The organism is Butyrivibrio sp. NC3005 (assembly GCF_000424545.1).
GTDB lineage: Bacteria > Bacillota > Clostridia > Lachnospirales > Lachnospiraceae > Butyrivibrio.
Map to the genome: position 1 here is coordinate 1 of NZ_AUKC01000081.1, position 3,056 is coordinate 3,056.

Consider the following 3,056-nt stretch of genomic DNA (forward strand, 5'->3'; position numbering starts at 1 on the left):
AAAGGAACTCTTAAGAGTTCCTTTTTTTCGATATAAAAAAGGACTAAAATTATGAATAGTGTAAGTTTAAGTCATATATCAGAAGTATATTTATATGAATATTATATTGCCCCAAATGAAGCATATGAAATAAATGATAATTCAGAGATTGAATCATTTATAAATGATGCCAAATCATTAATGGCAAGAGGGAATATAAATGAGGCTTTGCAAAAATGGCTGAAGGCAAATGTTGAAAATCCAGTAAATATGGAGATTATTTTGCAGATTATTTCCTGTTGTAAACAGCTTGGAGATATTCAAGGGGAATATACATATACTATTATGTCTTATAATTATTCTTGTACGAGAGCAGAACTTGCGGCATACTATAGGAATCTTGGATGGTATTATCTTGAAAGTTATAAACCGGAAATATCTGCAGCATGCTATAGATATAGCATGCTGTTTGATGATACAAAACAGGCTGATAACGAAATAAAGTTTCTGGAAAAAGCTATGAAACATCCGATGGCAGAATACCCGATTGAAAAATTGCAAGAGATTCTAAAAGAGAATAAAATACCAATAGAGGCTAATAATATAACGCTTGCACTTTTATATAAAGCTGGAGAAGAAGCAGAGACCAAAAAAATGTTCGATCAAGCTTTAGATTGTTATAGAATGGTCTATGATTTGACGCAGGATAAGGAAGTAGGTTATAGAATAAATATTCTTTCTAATACTAAAATGTACCCATAAATATCATGTGCAAAGTGAGGAATATTATGGAGAATATTGAAAAACTTAAGAAGATAATAGAAGAAACTGACAACATAGTGTTCTTTGGTGGAGCAGGAGTATCAACAGAAAGTGGTATTCCGGATTTTAGAAGTCAGGACGGTCTCTATAATCAGCAATATGATTATCCCCCAGAGAGGATAGTAAGCCACACTTTTTATAGGAAATACCCAGAAGAATTTTTTAGATTTTACAGAGATAGAATGATATATCCAGACGCAAAACCTAATAAAGCGCATTTGAAACTGGCCCAGTGGGAGCGTGAAGGAAAGCTTAAGGCTGTAATTACACAAAACATTGATGGTCTTCATCAGGCTGCAGGTAATAAAATTGTATATGAACTTCATGGAAGCGTTTTAAGAAATTACTGTGAAGAGTGCGGAAAGTTTTATAAACTTGATGAAATTTTGAAAATGGATAATGTACCTGTATGTGGATGCGGTGGAAGAATAAAACCTGATGTAGTACTTTACGAAGAAGGTCTTGATATGGATGTTATGCGCAAGGCTGTAAATGCTATTCAGAATGCAGATGTTCTTATCATTGGAGGAACATCGCTTGCTGTATATCCAGCGGCAGGACTTATAGACTATTATAGAGGCAATAAGCTTATTGTTGTTAATAAATCAGCTACACCAAGGGACAGTGAAGCAAATTTGCTTGTTAAAGGAAGTATTGGAGAGGTTTTTGATCAACTCCCATAGATAATAAAAAGGAAAGTGATAATGAAGATTGATTTAGGGGATATCGTAAAGTTAAAAAAGAAACATCCCTGCGGTTCCTATGAATGGAAAGTCTTACGAATCGGAGCTGATTTTAGACTTGAGTGTCTAGGGTGTGCGCATCAGATAATGATTCCACGTTCTACTTTGGAAAAGAGTGTGAAAGAAATAAAAAAAATCTAAAATGATTAATGGTACTTGAAAAAGTTATCGAAATATGGTATCGTACCATATTGTGATATAAATTCCTTGCTTCCGTGGCGCGAATCACAATGCCAAATGAAATCGGAGGCCAGAGACCAAAAGGAGGTTAAGTAACATGAACAAGTACGAATTAGCCGTTGTAATCAGCGCAAATGTCGATGACGAGAAAAAGAACGAAGCCGTTGACAAGTGCAAGGCACTGATCGAGCGTTTCGGTGGCACAGTTACTAACGTTGACGATTGGGGTAAGAAGAAGCTTGCTTATGAGATCAAGAATCAGACAGAAGCTTTCTATTATTTCATTCAGTTCGATGCCGAAGCAACTGTTCCTGCAGAACTTGAGTCTCGTGTCCGCATCGTAGAGAACGTCATCAGATACTTATGCGTTAAGAACGAGCAGGCATAAGAAAGAGGACAAGAATAAATGAATAAAGTTATACTTATGGGACGTTTAACAAAGGATCCGGATGTTCGATATACTCAGAGCGAGCAGCCTATGGCTATTGCCAGATATACGCTTGCTGTAGATCGTCGAGTTCGCCGTCAGGGCAGCGATGAGCAGACTGCAGATTTTATTGGATGTGTTGCATTTGGTAAATCTGGTGAGTTTGCAGAGAAGTATTTACATAAAGGAACAAAGATTTGCGTCACAGGACGTATCCAGACTGGTAGCTATACCAATAAGGATGGCGTTAAAGTATATACTACAGATGTCGTCGTAGAAGATCAGGAATTCGCTGAGAGTAAGAATGCATCAGCTCAGAACGGAGGATATTCCGCTCCGGCTGCTAATTCTTCTTCCGAACAGCCTGTAGCGGCAGCCGATGGATTCATGAATATTCCAGATGGAATTGATGAAGACCTGCCGTTTAATTAATAGTCAGCTCATATTGCTGACTGATTACAAAAGGAGGCAATCAAATGGCTTTCAATAAGGAAAGATCCGAAGCTCCTCGTAAGAAGGGCGGAATGCACAGAAGAAAGAAAGTTTGCGTATTCTGTGGTAAGGACCATTCAATTGATTATAAAGATGTTGCTACTCTTAAGAAATATGTTTCTGAGAGCGGAAAGATTCTTCCTAGAAGAATTACTGGCAACTGCGCTAAGCACCAGAGAGAGATTACTGTTGCAATTAAGCGTGCTAGACATCTTGCACTTATGCCTTACGTAGCTGATTAATTCAGTGGTTAAGGATTTACAATAAGACTTGGTCTTTTGTAATAATATTGATTATTAAGGAGTTATGGTTTATAAAAGCCATAACTCCTTTTTTGTGGGAATTTGTTTAGTACTTTTTGTTTTCTTGACTCTGCTAATTACGTATGGTATTATATAGACATGGATAAAGAT

The 3,056-nt window shown here is 36.8% G+C and carries 6 protein-coding genes; all 6 read left to right on the top strand.

Going from position 1 to position 3,056, the window contains the following annotated elements:
* Positions 1 to 51: 51 nt before the first annotated feature.
* The 6 genes from G634_RS0114695 (at position 52) to rpsR (ending at position 2,885) form a co-directional block, all read left to right on the top strand.
* Entirely contained in the window at positions 52 to 741 is a 690-nt protein-coding gene (locus G634_RS0114695; protein ID WP_026505897.1) for a hypothetical protein, read from the top strand.
* A gap of 23 nt (positions 742 to 764) precedes the next feature.
* A complete protein-coding gene (locus tag G634_RS0114700; protein WP_442855649.1) occupies positions 765 to 1,484 on the top strand; it encodes an NAD-dependent protein deacylase in 720 nt (239 codons plus the stop codon).
* 21 nt (positions 1,485 to 1,505) lie between these two features.
* The gene (locus tag G634_RS0114705; RefSeq protein WP_026505899.1) at positions 1,506 to 1,685 is read left to right on the top strand and encodes a DUF951 domain-containing protein; all 180 of its coding nucleotides are present in this window, start codon (positions 1,506 to 1,508) and stop codon (positions 1,683 to 1,685) included.
* 136 nt (positions 1,686 to 1,821) lie between these two features.
* The gene (rpsF, locus tag G634_RS0114710; RefSeq protein ID WP_026505900.1) at positions 1,822 to 2,112 is read left to right on the top strand and encodes a 30S ribosomal protein S6; all 291 of its coding nucleotides are present in this window, start codon (positions 1,822 to 1,824) and stop codon (positions 2,110 to 2,112) included.
* Between the two features lie 18 nt (positions 2,113 to 2,130).
* The gene (locus tag G634_RS0114715; protein WP_026505901.1) at positions 2,131 to 2,583 is read left to right on the top strand and encodes a single-stranded DNA-binding protein; all 453 of its coding nucleotides are present in this window, start codon (positions 2,131 to 2,133) and stop codon (positions 2,581 to 2,583) included.
* A 44-nt stretch (positions 2,584 to 2,627) separates the two neighbouring features.
* A complete protein-coding gene (rpsR, locus tag G634_RS0114720; RefSeq protein ID WP_026505902.1) occupies positions 2,628 to 2,885 on the top strand; it encodes a 30S ribosomal protein S18 in 258 nt (85 codons plus the stop codon).
* The last annotated feature ends 171 nt before the right edge of the window (positions 2,886 to 3,056 follow it).

Excerpts from the sequence above, each read along its gene's own strand:
- G634_RS0114705 (WP_026505899.1), top strand. The coding sequence starts at position 1,506 with ATGAAGATTGATTTAGGGGATATCGTAAAGTTAAAAAAGAAACATCCC.
- G634_RS0114715 (WP_026505901.1), top strand. The coding sequence starts at position 2,131 with ATGAATAAAGTTATACTTATGGGACGTTTAACAAAGGATCCGGATGTT.
- rpsF (WP_026505900.1), top strand. The coding sequence starts at position 1,822 with ATGAACAAGTACGAATTAGCCGTTGTAATCAGCGCAAATGTCGATGAC.
- G634_RS0114695 (WP_026505897.1), top strand. The coding sequence starts at position 52 with ATGAATAGTGTAAGTTTAAGTCATATATCAGAAGTATATTTATATGAA.
- rpsR (WP_026505902.1), top strand. The coding sequence starts at position 2,628 with ATGGCTTTCAATAAGGAAAGATCCGAAGCTCCTCGTAAGAAGGGCGGA.